The organism is Microcoleus sp. bin48.metabat.b7b8b9.023, from assembly GCF_013299185.1.
Lineage (GTDB): Bacteria > Cyanobacteriota > Cyanobacteriia > Cyanobacteriales > Microcoleaceae > Microcoleus.
In genome coordinates, this window is record NZ_JAAFKG010000068.1 from 1 (window position 1) to 13,623 (window position 13,623).

At 44.1% G+C, this 13,623-nt stretch carries 10 protein-coding genes; 4 read left to right on the forward strand and 6 right to left on the reverse strand.

What is annotated here, in order from left to right:
- Positions 1–195 precede the first annotated feature (195 nt).
- Positions 196–453: a hypothetical protein gene (locus QZW82_RS27795; RefSeq protein WP_293156081.1), complete on the forward strand. Its 258-nt coding sequence runs from the start codon at positions 196–198 to the stop codon at positions 451–453.
- A 51-nt stretch (positions 454–504) separates the two neighbouring features.
- On the opposite strand, the gene bchB is transcribed toward QZW82_RS27795, so the two are convergent.
- Entirely contained in the window at positions 505–2,028 is a 1,524-nt protein-coding gene (gene bchB / locus QZW82_RS27800) for a ferredoxin:protochlorophyllide reductase (ATP-dependent) subunit B (RefSeq protein ID WP_293156085.1), read from the reverse strand.
- A 590-nt stretch (positions 2,029–2,618) separates the two neighbouring features.
- Between bchB and QZW82_RS27805 the strand changes: the two genes are divergently transcribed.
- Positions 2,619–3,065 (forward strand): KTSC domain-containing protein, encoded by a 447-nt coding sequence (locus QZW82_RS27805; RefSeq protein WP_293156088.1) that lies wholly within the window; start codon positions 2,619–2,621, stop codon positions 3,063–3,065.
- A 312-nt stretch (positions 3,066–3,377) separates the two neighbouring features.
- Here QZW82_RS27805 and QZW82_RS27810 read toward each other — a convergent pair whose 3' ends face one another.
- On the reverse strand, positions 3,378–3,563 hold the full coding sequence (locus QZW82_RS27810; RefSeq protein ID WP_293156091.1) for a hypothetical protein: 186 nt from the start codon (positions 3,561–3,563) through the stop codon (positions 3,378–3,380).
- 143 nt (positions 3,564–3,706) lie between these two features.
- On the opposite strand from QZW82_RS27810, the gene QZW82_RS27815 reads away from it, so the two are divergent.
- On the forward strand, positions 3,707–9,220 hold the full coding sequence (locus QZW82_RS27815) for an ATP-binding sensor histidine kinase (RefSeq protein WP_293156094.1): 5,514 nt from the start codon (positions 3,707–3,709) through the stop codon (positions 9,218–9,220).
- 302 nt (positions 9,221–9,522) lie between these two features.
- Here the strand turns inward: QZW82_RS27815 and QZW82_RS27820 are convergent, their stop codons facing one another.
- The 4 genes from QZW82_RS27820 to QZW82_RS27835 all read right to left on the reverse strand — a co-directional run bounded on the left by QZW82_RS27820 (position 9,523) and on the right by QZW82_RS27835 (position 12,534).
- On the reverse strand, positions 9,523–10,086 hold the full coding sequence (locus tag QZW82_RS27820; protein ID WP_293156097.1) for a Uma2 family endonuclease: 564 nt from the start codon (positions 10,084–10,086) through the stop codon (positions 9,523–9,525).
- Positions 10,087–10,174: 88 nt separating this feature from the next.
- On the reverse strand, positions 10,175–10,372 hold the full coding sequence (locus QZW82_RS27825; protein ID WP_293156100.1) for a hypothetical protein: 198 nt from the start codon (positions 10,370–10,372) through the stop codon (positions 10,175–10,177).
- 47 nt (positions 10,373–10,419) lie between these two features.
- A complete protein-coding gene (gene prfC, locus QZW82_RS27830) occupies positions 10,420–12,048 on the reverse strand; it encodes a peptide chain release factor 3 (RefSeq protein ID WP_293156103.1) in 1,629 nt (542 codons plus the stop codon).
- Between the two features lie 357 nt (positions 12,049–12,405).
- Complete coding sequence (locus tag QZW82_RS27835) at positions 12,406–12,534, reverse strand: hypothetical protein (RefSeq protein ID WP_293156106.1); 129 nt, start codon at positions 12,532–12,534, stop codon at positions 12,406–12,408.
- On the opposite strand from QZW82_RS27835, the gene QZW82_RS27840 reads away from it, so the two are divergent.
- Positions 12,535–12,879 carry a DUF4870 domain-containing protein gene (locus tag QZW82_RS27840; RefSeq protein WP_293156109.1) on the forward strand — a complete coding sequence of 115 codons (345 nt, stop codon included), beginning with the start codon at positions 12,535–12,537 and terminating at the stop codon, positions 12,877–12,879.
- The last annotated feature ends 744 nt before the right edge of the window (positions 12,880–13,623 follow it).

Below are 13,623 nucleotides of genomic sequence, written 5' to 3' on the forward strand. Positions count from 1 at the left end.
GGTTTATCAAATATACATGGCTCGAAATAGATGCTTACTCTAGCTGGCAATCTCTTGTTTCATCTGTAGAAAAAATTCTTAAAGAGTTTGGAGATAATTATGTAATTAATTTTGCTTAACTACTTATATTTTGTCCTATTATCTCATAGTTTCTGTATGAGTAGAAATACTCATTGCATAACTGAGATGCTCCCATTGACATTTAACCTTAGATCTTCAGACGGTGTACAAAAGAAAAAAACTCTGAGAATTGATGGCAAAAGTAAACAAGTTTGGATTATTACTCTAGGTCAAACGCGAGAAATCAGTGATTACGGTAATATCAAAGTTAAAGAAGTTTCGGCAAATCATCTTATTTGGCTACTTCAAGAAAGATTAAACCGAGATGTGATAGAAGAAGATGACTTGGCCCTTAATCTACTATCTCGTATAGAAAAGGTCATTCCTGCTTAAAGCAGTTTTGCATTTTGAGTAAGGTGGGCAAAAAGCCCACCCTACAATTAATTAAGCCCCGACAGCTTCCTTGGCCGCGTACAACACCTCAGCATTGATGAGAGCAATCCCTCGTTCCCGCGCGAACTTCTCAGTATTCCGCTTGACTTTCCCGCGCACAAAACCAGGAATTTTATTCAACTCAGCTTGTCCGTCCTTCGTCCAATTCATATCAGAATCAGCCGAAATTCCCTTGGTAATCACTTCCTTAGTATCGTGGCCGCCGAAGATTTCCAGCAAGTGGTCTTCCATGCCCAAAGTAAAGGAATTGTAGACCAAATCTACACACTGATTCGTGCCTTCATAACCCAAAAATGGCTTGTAGCCGATCGGGAAATTTTGCACGTGAATCGGCGCAGCAATCACACCGCACGGAATATCAAGCCTTTTACCCACGTGGCGTTCCATCTGCGTGCCGAAAATTGCCGAAGGTTCTGCTTTGGCGATCGCATCTCCGATCGCCCCATGATCCTCTGTCACCAGCACTTCATCACAATACCCTTTTACCTCTTCCCGGAACCAATCAGCATCGTGTTTGCAGTACGTACCAGCCCACACAACGTGGATTCCCATCTCGCGAGCCAAAATCTTCGTCATCGCCGCAGCGTGCGTATTATCCCCAAATACGACGGCTTTTTTACCCGTTAAGTTTTGGCAGTCGATCGACCTTGAGAACCAAGCAGCCTGAGACACAAACCGCGTTTGTTGGTCAATAAACTCTTCATAATTAACATCCGCACCTTGAGCATTCAGAACTTCTTGAATCTTGCGGATACAGCGCGCCGTTTCCACCACACCCATCGGCGTAATATCCACCATCGGCGTGCCGAATTCTTTTTGCAAATACTCCCCGGCTGCCATCCCCAATTCCCGATAAGGAACCAGGTTAAACCAAGCGCGCGGCAGTCTTTTTAAGTTGTGAACCGAAGCACCTTCGGGAATAACTTCGTTGACTTCAATTCCCAAATCTGCCATCAAACGCTTCAACTCAGTGCAGTCGTGCTGGTTGTGGAAACCCAGCGTTGACATACCGATAATATTCACCGATGGTTTTTCGCTTTTACCTTCCAAATCGCCTTTTTTGCGAGCTTTGTTAATGTAAAGTTGGACGATTTGATCCAAAGTGCGATCGGCAGCTTGGAGTTCGTTAAACCGATAATGATTAACATCCGCCAGCATCACATCGCCTTTGGCATCCAATTGAGCTCGGTTGACAAAGTTTTCCAAGTCTTCTTGCAGAATGCTAGAGGTGCAAGTCGGGGTAAGTACAATTAAATCGGGGTGCTCTTCTCTGTCTTTGCGGGTGATATTGTCCACCACCCGTTCCTGCGAGCCCCGTGCCAGTACGTGTCTGTCAACCACGCTGGTAGTTACCGGAGTGAAGTCCCGTTCCCTCTCCAGCATCGATCGCATGACGTTAAAATAGTCGTCTCCAATCGGTGCGTGCATGATCGCGTGGACGTTTTTGAAGGAAGTCGCAACGCGCAGAGTGCCGATGTGGGCTGGGCCTGCGTACATCCAATAAGCCAATTTCATAGGTATTTTTCCTTGTGCTGGTTGAGAATTGTGCGATCGGGCGATTACTGCTAAATTTTAAGGTTGTTTGAGATTTTCTCACCGGATGAATCCTTTAGAAATAGTAACTTTCTGAAGATTTACAGATGGAAAAAATCCTCAAACACTTTTGCTGGTTGGGCTTTGACTCGCCATTGCCACAACTTTACCTTTGTTTTATGGCAATAATTCTTAATTTATTGTCAAGTTTCGTTAAGAAGCTGACACATCTTATCAAAGTAGGGTGCTTATGGCGAACCTTGCTCAATACAGCTCTTGCATAAGTCTGCGATCGACACACAAACCGCAGATTTCAGGCAGATAAATACAGATAAACGCAGATATTTTTAGGGTAGGAAAGCTTAGGAGTGGAAGAGGTCTAATTTCCTTAAGCAACCGACAAATCATATCAAAGTAGGGTGCTAAATCCGCACTTTACACATAAAATATACGTTAGTTGACTTTTTAGCCAATAGAGAATACACTATTAATTAATCCACTATTTCCCCGGCACCGAAACTTGCAAAGATCGGGAAATATTGACGTAAAACAAATCCTTGTTGACAAAACCCATGAAACTATCCAAAATAGACTTGAGCAATGTCTTAGCAGTCGGTCACTCTAACCGCCAGCTAGGACTGTTGATCGATCGCGGGGAATGCCTCGAATTTATCGAAATTGCCGCACCCGAAGCTGCAATGCACGGCCTGCAAATGGTTGATTTCATCGCCAATACAGATTCTACCGAACTCAGTGGCAGTATTGAATCAACAGAAATCGCTCCTGGCGGCGAACCCATTGCTATGATGCCGGTTGATTCGGCAATGGCTAGCGCGATCGGATACAATGAAGAGGCTCAAGTTTTGCAAATAGAATTTAGCAGCGGGTCAGTCTATCAATACAGCGACGTAGAACCAGAAATTTGGGAATCTCTGCAAGAAGCTGATTCTACAGGCCGATTTTTTAACTCCGAGATTAAAGGTTATTATTCCAGCCGGCGCGTAGATGACTCGCTCTAAAACGGATACAAGCCCTCGACTCCTATCCTGGAGAGATTAACATTTTACACTTAAGTTCGCGATCGGTGATTCACAGCGCTGCAAGTAAATCTCAAATTGAAAAAGGGAAAATCGACTTACGGGCCTGTAGTTAGCAGTCGCGTCGCACAGTGAAGTGGTTTGATTGAAGTGTGAATACTTCCGTAATTTGACCGAAAACATAGATGTGAGGCTAAATTCAAGCAATCTGACTCTCAGCAATCAACTGTAGATAAGTTTAGCAAACTATTTGCCACTTAAGTCTTGCTCCTAAAAGCTGAGATTGTTTTTTTGTCAGCCGTGCGATCGATCGCCACACCAAATCATTGCACAAATCCTGTATTTGTGCTTTTGTTTACCTAACTGCTGAGGTGACAAAGCCCCAAGCCCCTGCAAGTCAGCAGCAGCTCTTTGCTGGATACGGCGTGTCTTCCCACACATCCCAAAACATAGCTCTTGAGTGATAATGAAGAATAACATAGGATTTACGGAAAAACCCCGGTTCATAGGAAAAAATCTTGAGTTTGTCAGCAACTACCAACAAAGAAACCGGGTTTCTAGCCCGCCGCGCGTAAGTCCTGTAATATTGACCAACAAGAACACCTAATTTGAGAGAACCAACTATGATGGCAATTCCCGGCGTTGCAGTTCTCGCTCTCATTTATGAAAGCAGCACTTCCCTGGTTTACCGCGGCCGCAACGAGCAAGACAACCAACCTGTTATTATCAAAATTCTCAAAGAAGACTATCCGACTCCCGAAGAACTGAATAGATACAAACGGGAATATGACATCACTGCCAACTTAAACCAGCTCGACGGAGTTGTTAAAATGCACAGGTTGCAGCAGGTTAGAAATAGTCTGGCAATGATTTTAGAAGATTTTGGTGGCGAATCTTTAAAAATATTTATGGCTACCCAAAAATTTACATCTTTGGGATTTTTGACCACAGCCATCAAAGTTGCTGAAACTTTGGGAGAGATTCACGCAAAAAATGTAATTCATAAAGATATAAACCCCTCTAATATAGTTTTTAATCCCGCAACTGGACAAGTTAAAATCATAGATTTTAGCATCTCAAGTGACTCAAATCAGGAAAACGTTGCCAATAAAAATCCCAACTTTTTAGAAGGGACTTTAGCCTATATGTCGCCGGAACAAACTGGCAGAATGAACCGGGTAATCGATTACCGCACGGACTTTTATTCTCTTGGCGTCACCTTCTATGAAGTCCTGGCAGGACAGCTCCCTTTTACCACTACCGATCCCATGGAGTTAGTTCACTGTCACATCGCCAAACAGCCAGTACCTCTCGCTGAACTTTCACCAGAAATTCCTCAAGCTATTTCAGACATTGTGATGAAATTGCTAGCAAAAGCGGCTGAGGATCGCTATCAAAGTGCTTGGGGACTGAAAGCGGATTTGGAATCCTGTCTGTTTCAGTTGCAAACATCTGGGGTTATTTCCGAGTTTGCTCTCGGCAGCCAAGATATTTCGGACAAATTTCAAATTCCTCAAAAACTTTACGGCAGACAGCGAGAAGTTGAAACTCTTTTAGCGGCATTTGAACGGGTAGCAGCAACAAATAATCGAGCCTACCGCATCGAACAGTCCCAAATTTCTGTCATCAAGAAAGAGAGCAAATCGCGCAAAGAAAGTTCCCTGTCAGTGCTCGCGAGAGGACAGCATAAATCCCGCAGCGAGATGATGCTGATTGCTGGTTATTCTGGCATTGGCAAATCTGCAATGGTGAAGATTTTAGACAAACCTATTACCCGCAGGCGCGGCTATTTTATTTGGGGAAAATTTGACCAGTACAAGCGGACTATTCCTTACTCAGCAGTTGTTAGCGCCTTTTCGGAATTGGTGCGGCAACTGTTAACTGAAAGCGAAGCTCAATTGGCAGTTTGGCGCGAAAAACTCCGTACTGCTTTCGGGCAAAACGGGCAAATTATTATTGATGTAATTCCCGAAGTTGAACTCATTGTCGGAGCTCAGTCTCCTGTAGCTGAATTGGGGCCGACGGAATCTCTCAACCGCTTTAATTTACTATTTCAAAATTTCATTCGCGTATTTTGCCAGCCCGAACATCCGCTGGTGATTTTTCTCGACGATTTGCAGTGGGCAGATTCTGCCACACTCAAATTGATCGAATTGATGATGACAGATGAAGCTACTCAATATCTGTTTTTAATTGGCGCTTATCGGGATAATGAAGTCAGTCCCACTCATCCTTTAATGATGACTGTCGAGACGCTGCGAAATCAGGAAGCCATCATTAATGAAATTGCTCTGTCGCCGCTGGGGGTGGACAACATCACTCATTTGATTGCCGAGACTTTGCACAGCGATCGCGAATCTGTCAAACCCTTAGCTGAATTGGTTGTCAGTAAAACAGACGGCAATCCTTTTTTTGTTAATCAATTCCTACAAACATTGTATCAAGAAAATCTGCTAGTTTTTCATCCGCCACAGTTGGGGAGCAAGGGCGGCTGGCATTGGGATATGACTCAAATTGAGCAGTGCGCTATCACTGACAATGTAGTAGATTTGATGGTGCAGAAGTTGAGAAAACTGCCAAGTTCAACGCAGCAGGTTTTGCGTTTAGTGGCTTGTTTGGGCAACGAATTTGACTTGAATACTCTTTCTTTAATCAATGAGAAAGAAGCGTCGGAAACTTTTTCTCACCTGTTGCCGGCGATTAAGTCGGGGCTGATTCTGCCGACTTCGGAATTGGAAAGCAAGTCATTAGATTACGTGCTGTTTCCGCTGTTAATTCTCAATTATAAATTTTTGCACGATCGCGTCCAACAAGCAGCTTACGCTTTAATTGACGATTCGCAAAAAAAAGACGTTCACCTGAAAATCGGCAGGCAGATCCTCGAAAATACTCCTGCTGAATATCGCGCTGACAGAATCTTTGAGTTAGTCGATCACTTGAATGTAGCGCGATCGCTAATTCGAGACGAGCGAGAACTAATTGAACTGGCAACCCTGAATTTAGACGCCGCCCGCAGAGCCAAAGATGCCACAGCTTACGTTGCTGCGTTGCAGTATTTAACCGCAGGTATGGACGGTTTAACCGCCGATATCTGGGATTCCCACTACGATTTAGCCTTTGCTCTGCACATGGAGCGGGCAAATGTTGAGTATCTGAACGGCTATTTCGAGCATTCAGAAGAATTTATCAACATAACTTTGCAAAAAGCGCGATCGCCTTTAGAAAAAGTAGAAATTTACAACCTCCTGATCGTGCAGTACACCCTGCGAGCCAAATACGAGGAAGCAGTTAAAGCTGGAATCAAAGCCTTGAACTTGCTGGGCATTGACTTGCCACTAGACGGGCTGCAAAAAGTCATAGCCGAAGAATTTGCAGCAGCCACAAACTTTTTAGCAGGTAGAGAAATAGCTTCCCTGATTGACGCTCCCGAAATGACAGTACCCGACAAAAAAGTCGCAGTCAAATTAATCACCAACTTCTTAACATCAGCTTACCTCAGCAATCCCGACTTATGGAAAGTCAGCGTTTTAAAAGGAGTCAATCTTTCTCTCACCTACGGTTTAGTACCCGAAGCATCTCTCTGCTACGCAGGCTACGGTATGTTCTTAAACGCTGTTTCGGGAGATTACAAAGCCGCGTATCAATTTGCCATGCTATCGCTAAATTTGAGCGAAAAATCTGGCAATATCGGCTTGAAGTGCAGAGCTTGTTCTTCGCTGGTTAGTATTTTTCATTACTGGTTCAACCATATTAAAGAGGCACACGCAATCAGTAATGAAGGATATCAAGCAGCTTTAGAATCAGGAGATTTAGAATATGCCGGTTATATCCTATCCAACCGCATAGCCAATTACTTTTTTCAAGGCAAAGAAATATCGCAAATTCTGGCAGACACGAGCAGGTATTTGCAGTTCAGCCAAAAAACCAAAAATCAGCTTGTTACCGATACATTATTAGGAGTGGATCTGATACTGCGTAACTTGAGCCAACTCACTGTTGACAAGTTTGTCTTTGAAAGCGACGATATGAGCGAAGCTGAATACGTACAAAACTGTCAAGCTCATCAAAATTTGTACTCGCTTTGCCTTTACCAGATTCGCAAATGCCAGGTAATGTACTGGTATGGCAACTTCAATGAAGCACTACAACTAGCATTGGAAGTAGAAAAGCAACTATCTTTTATTACCGGAGCGATACCCGCTACCGAGTGGAATTTTTTCTTTTCTCTAGTTTTAGCTGCCGTTTTTCCCAATGTTTCAAAAAGCAAGCAAAAACAATATCTGGAAAAGTTAGAAGCCAATCAAAAACAGATGAAAATCTGGGCTGATAACTGTCGTGAAAACTTTCTGCACAAGTATCTTTTAGTACAAGCAGAAATAGCGAGAATTACCAAGAAAGATTCAGAAGCTGTAGAGCTTTACGATTTCTCGATCAATTTAGCTCAAGACAATGAGTTTGTCCAAAATGAAGCCCTCGCTAACGAACTAGCCGCCAAGTTTTGGTTGAGTAAAGGCAAATATCAATATGCCAAAATCCACTTGCGCGAAGCTCACTCGTGCTACTTGCGCTGGGGTGCAGTCCGCAAAGTTGAAGATTTAGAACAGAAGTATCCCCAGTTGCGGGAAATGACGCCGCTCAACGGCAGTTTTCACAACAATCAAACTACCACAACTATTCATACTTCTACTGGAAGCGATGCGAGAGTGCTGGATTTAGCAACTGTAATGAAAGCATCTCTGGCAATTTCCAGCGAAATTGTCCTAGACAAGTTGCTGGCTTCTTTGATGAGGATCTCGCTCGAAAATGCAGGCGCACAATCCGGGTTTTTAATCTTGGTGAGAAATGAAAAACTGTTAATTTCTGCCAAAGCGTCAGTAATTGCTGAAGATGTAGCAGTGATGCAATTTACGCCTGTTGAAGAATGTCAGGATTTGCCTGTTACGGTGATTAATTATGTGGAAAGGACTCGATCGGACTTGGTGTTGAGCAATGCTGTGGCTGAGGGGCGATTTACTGCCGATCCTTACATTGCCAAACACCAACTCAAATCTCTTTTGTGTACGCCGATTGTCAATCAAGGCAAACTAATTGGGATTCTTTATTTAGAAAACAATTTAACACTGGGGGCTTTTACAGCGCATAGATTGGAAGTTTTAAGGCTGCTTTCTTCGCAAGTTGCTATTTCTTTGGAAAATGCTCTGCTTTACAATTCGGTGGAGCAGAAAGTGCAAGAGCGGACGTATGAGTTAAATGACAAGAATGAGCGTTTAGAAAAAACTTTGCTGGAGCTGAAACTAACTCAAGCTCAATTAATTCAAACTGAAAAAATGTCGAGTTTGGGGCAAATGGTGGCTGGTGTTGCTCACGAAATTAATAACCCTGTAAGTTTTATCTACGGCAATCTAAATCCAGCTAGCGACTACGTGAAAGACTTGCTGAAGTTGATTGAGCTTTACCAGCAGCACTATCCCGAACCTGCTGATGAAATCATCGAGGAAATAGAAACAATTGAACTGGAATTTTTGAGCGAAGATTTGCAAAAGCTGCTGGATTCTATGAAAGTCGGAGCGGAAAGAATCCGGGATATTGTGTTGAGTTTGCGGAATTTCTCGCGCCTGGATGAAGCGCAAATGAAGTCGGTTAATATCGATGAAGGCCTAGACAGTACAGTGATGTTGCTGCAACCCCGCCTGAGAAAAGAAGGTGGCCGTTTGGGAATTGAGGTGATTAAAAATTACAGCAAGCTACCGTTAATTACTTGTTATGCGTCGCAGTTGAATCAGGTATTTATGAATATTTTGACAAATGCGATCGATGCGCTGCTGTTGGCAAGAGATTGCCCGAACAAATCTCAAAATACTCCTACAATTACAATTTCTACGGAGGTGACCGATCGCAATTCTGCTATTATTAGAATTGCTGATAGTGGGCCTGGGATGAGCGCTGAGGTACTGCACAAGATATTCGATCCGTTTTTTACAACTAAGCCGGTGGGTTCGGGAACTGGTTTGGGATTATCGATTTCGCACTCGATTGTTGTGAGTTCTCATGGCGGAAAGTTGAGTTGTGTTTCTGCACCTGGAGAGGGGACTGAGTTTGTTATTGAAATTCCGATCGCCCCACGGCAAGTTGTGTAAGGAAGAAAGGGGGAATATTAGGTGAATATTGGGTGAATTTCCGTTGGATATTGGGTGAATATTGGGTGAATTTACGTCGGATATTGGGTGAATATTGGGTGAATTTACGTCGGATATTGGGTGAATATTGGGTGAATATTGGGTGAATATTGGGTGAATATTGGGTGAATTTCCGTTGGATACCGGGCGAAGGTCATTCGCGGCTACACAAGCAATGTCCGCCTCCGCGGACTAAGAAAGAAAGAAAGAAAGAAAGGGCGAAGGTCATTCGTGGCTACACAAACAATGTCCGCCTTCGCGGACTAAGAAAATTGTATTTGGCGGTATAAATCGCCGATCGCAATTTTCACACCAACCGATTCAAGTGTCAAAGAATCGCCCAAATTATATTCTGAGAGCACCCATTGTCCCTGTTGATTGCGCCGAAACATTTCTAGTCCCGGCTGTTCTACTTGCACCAAGACATACTCTTGCAGCGTTGAGAATTGGCGATATTTAGCAAATTTTGTGCCGCGATCGACTGCTTCTGTGGAAGGTGATAAAACTTCGACAATCAAGGAAGGAAATTGCACCAATTGCGGATCGTTATCGCGATCGTCACAAGTTACTACAACATCAGGATAAAAATACTTTCGCCCTGGTTCGACTTGGACTTTTACGTCCGCCATGTAAATCTCCCAAGGGCGATCGACAAGGGCATCATCCAGGAGTTTCGAGAAGTTGAAGGTAATCCGATTGTGATTGCGGGTGCCGCCACTCATGGCGACGACTTCGCCATCCCAATACTCGTAGCGTTCTTCTTGGGTGGGTTCCCAAGTCAGGTATTCTGATGCGCTCATCGATAGGCGATCGGGTAAAGCAACCATAATGCGATGGAAACTAGATACCAGTTGTTTCCTTATGCCATTGTATCACCTCAGCGCACAATTAATTGACCGAATAAACCGCTTTCGATCATTCTTTTTCCAGCAGACAGACTTCTAATTCAAACAAGCGGCGGTAGTTGAAGGAATAATTTGTAACTGGTTTGCGGGATTCGTACAAACCGATCGATTTGCGACAGTCGGGGGAGATCGATCGAATTCGATCGCCCGGAATGTCGAAATCTGCTTGCACTTTGCGCTGCTTGGGGTTGATTCCGGGCGATCGCACTTCAAAAAATCATGATTTAGCCGCCATTCAAGGTAATCGTGGTAATCTCACTCTGCGGTAACGGCCAAACCAGAAACCACAGGCGCGATCGCATTTAACATCAAAACAGGATGCTCGCCTTCCACCTGACGGCAATTCCAGTCATTCCTAAATAACAAAACCGGCCTTCCCCAACAATCCTTCACCGTCACAGTATTAAACAGCCGTCCCACCTTTGCCAGCGCATCCCAACCGCCATCTACCCAGCGAGCTACACTGTAAGGCAACATATCGATCGTAGTTTCGACATTATATTCCGACTGCATTCGGAACTGCACCACCTCAAATTGCAACTGTCCCACAGCCGCCAAAATCGGTTCGCGTTTCGACTCATCAACCGAATACATAATTTGCACGGCGCCCTCTTCCTGCAACTCCGAAACGCCTTTGCGGAACTGCTTAAACTTAGAAGGATTCGGATTTCTTAAAAACGCAAAAAGTTCCGGCGAAAAACAGGGAATCCCTTCATATTCGACTTTTTGACCGGTGAAAATAGTATCCCCGATCGCAAAAACCCCCGGATTGTTCAAACCAATCACATCGCCCGGATATGCAACCTCGATCGACTCCCGATCCTGAGCAAATAACTTTTGAGGTCTTGACAAACGCACCGTTTTACCAGTCCGAGCGTGAGTGACGTTCATGTCCTTTTCAAACTTGCCGGTACAAACCCGAATAAACGCCACGCGATCGCGATGTCTCGGATCCATATTGGCTTGCAACTTAAACACAAACCCGGTAAAATCTTCATAAGTTGGGGGCAGTTCGCCGGCGCTGCTGTTGCGGGCGATCGGCTTCATCGCGTAATCTAAAAACGCATCCAAAAACAGCTCGACCCCAAAATTGCTCATCGCGCTACCAAAGAAAACCGGAGTCATTTTCCCAGCCCGAACCAAATCTAAATCGAGTTCAGTTCCCAACTCATCCAGCAGTTCCAACTCTTCTTTGAGCTGATAGTAAAGGTCTTGTTCCAACAAATCCTCAATGCGCGGATCGCCCAATTCAATTACAGTATCAACCGCCGCCCGAGAACCGTGTTTTGCCCGCTCGAACAAGTGAATTTTGCGCCCTCTGCGATCGAAAACACCTTTAAAGCGATCGCCCGTACCGATCGGCCAATTCACCGGATAAGTCTGCAACCCCAATTCCTTCTCAATTTCGTCCAACAAATCCAAAGGATCTCTGCTAGGGCGATCGAGCTTATTAAAGAAAGTAAAAATAGGCAAACGTCGCAACTTACAAACTTCAAATAACTTGCGAGTTTGCGGTTCCAAACCCTTAGCAGCATCCTCAAGCATCACAGCATTATCAGCAGCAGCCAGAGTGCGATAAGTATCTTCACTAAAATCTTGGTGTCCGGGAGTATCGAGCAGATTAATGTGATATTTTTTATACTCAAACTGCAAAACAGTAGAAGTAATCGAAATTCCCCGCTGCTGTTCCATCGCCATCCAGTCAGAGGTAGCGTGTCGTTGAGCTCGCCGCGCTTTCACAGAACCTGCTTCGTGAATTGCACCCCCGTAAAGCAGCAGCTTTTCTGTCAAAGTAGTTTTACCCGCGTCAGGGTGCGAGATAATAGCAAAGTTGCGCCGGCGCTCAACAGCAGTTAGCAGTTCAGTTTCGAGTTCTGTTGTCATCACAATTAGGTAGGGGAATCATCACCGCTTCTAAAAACCTATGTAAATCTTGTCTTGAGGAACAAGATGTCATAGAAGTTCAAGTCCACGGTATAACTTCCTCAAGGTAAAAAGTAGTGCATTACTGCTTGCTTATTGCTGTGCGGTTGCTCAACGTTAAGCATGGCCACGATTCCTTAGTTAAAGCTTGCGACCTTGAGAGGGTAAATTATTTAGTTGTAGTGCGATGATTAATTTGTGTTAGGTGTTTTACGGCTTTCACCCCGTCTAAGCCTGAACAACCCGCATTAATCAAGCGTTATCCGATCGTACATTAATTTGGTCAGAGCGACCGCCCGAGAGGCGAAATGCAGAGAATTAGCTCTTCTCATCCTTGGTAAACCCAGATATTCCGGCTACTGCTTTCAACCCGATCGCCATTATAGCGTGTGCTACAGTGACTATTAAAGGTAAACTTATTGCTAAGGTCAAGGGAATAAAAGCCATATGTACGACTCCGACAAGCGGAAGCTGCTATCACTGGTGTGTCACGGGGCAATTTTTTTCAGTACGTTACTGTTCTCGATCGGAGCGCCGATCGCAGTATTGTTAGTATCTGATGACCCAGTTGTCAAAGAAAACGCCACGGAAGCCATCAATTTTCACTTAAATGTATGGCTGTACAGCGTTGTGATTGTAGGCATAACAGTAGTTACTTTTGGGCTGGCCGGGCCCATCCTAGTGCCGCTAGGTTATCTCCTACATTGGGGACTGACAATCATGGCTATTATCCACGTGTTGCAAACTCCTAACGAAGCTTACCGCTACCCTTTTATTTTCCGAATAGTTTAGACAGCAAATCGCGCTTCATTATCGATTTTAAACAACCCGGTTGTGTAAAAAGCCGGGTTTTTAATTGTTTGATATCTCACGTAAACATTATCCAGGTTCGTAGTGAGGACTTTAGTCCTGAGATTTTGATGAAGAAGGACTAAATTCCTCACTACAAACGAATTCTCCAGGTTCGTAGTGAGGACTTTAGTCCTGAGATTTTGATGAAGAAGGACTAAAGTCCTCACTACAAACGAATTCTCCAGGTTCGTAGTGAGGACTTTAGTCCTGAGATTTTGATGAAGAAGGACTAAAGTCCTCACTACAAACGAATTCTCCAGGTTCGTAGTGAGGACTTTAGTCCTGAGATTTTGATGAAGAAGGACTAAAGTCCTCACTACAAACGAATTCTCCAGGTTCGTAGTGAGGACTTTAGTCCTGAGATTTTGATGAAGAAGGACTAAAGTCCTCACTACAAACGAATTCTCCAGGTTCGTAGTGAGGACTTTAGTCCTGAGATTTTGATGAAGAAGGACTAAAGTCCTCACTACAAACGAATTCTCCAGGTTCGTAGTGAGGACTTTAGTCCTGAGATTTTGATGAAGAAGGACTAAAGTCCTCACTACAAACGAATTCTCCAGGTTCGTAGTGAGGACTTTAGTCCTGAGATTTTGATGAAGAAGGACTAAATTCCTCACTACAAACGAATTCTCCAGGTTCGTAGTGAGGACTTTAGTCCTGAGATTTTGATGAAGAAGGACTAAA